At 48.7% G+C, this 431-nt stretch carries 1 protein-coding gene; it reads left to right on the forward strand.

The features are described from left to right. A partial coding sequence (locus ACTD9P_RS30055; protein WP_438870488.1) for an AMP-binding protein occupies positions 1-431 on the forward strand: 431 nt, incomplete at both ends.

Raw genomic sequence — 431 nt, forward strand, 5'->3', positions numbered from 1 at the left:
ATATACAAGGATTGGTCAAGCATGTAGACTACATGGCATTTTCTGAACAAGATACGTTCTTATCTGTTTCGAATTACGCCTTTGACGCATTTACTTTTGATTTCTACGCATCAATACTGAATGCGGCACGGCTCATTATCGCAGATGAACATACACTGCTTGATACAGAACGGCTCACTGATCTGATCCGGCAGGAGAATGTCAATGTCATGTTTGCGACAACCGCACTTTTTAATCTTCTCACCGATGCGGGAGAGGAGTGGCTGAAGGGGCTCCGCTGTGTGTTATTCGGGGGTGAGCGCGCGTCTGTGCCTCACGTCAGAAAGGCGCTTGAGATCATGGGGCCTGGCAAGCTGATTAATTGCTACGGGCCGACTGAGGGAACGGTGTTTGCGACAGCTCACGTCGTGCATGATATACCGGATTCCATT

It is taken from the genome of Pseudomonas onubensis (genome assembly GCF_965653655.1).
Taxonomy (GTDB): domain Bacteria; phylum Pseudomonadota; class Gammaproteobacteria; order Pseudomonadales; family Pseudomonadaceae; genus Aquipseudomonas.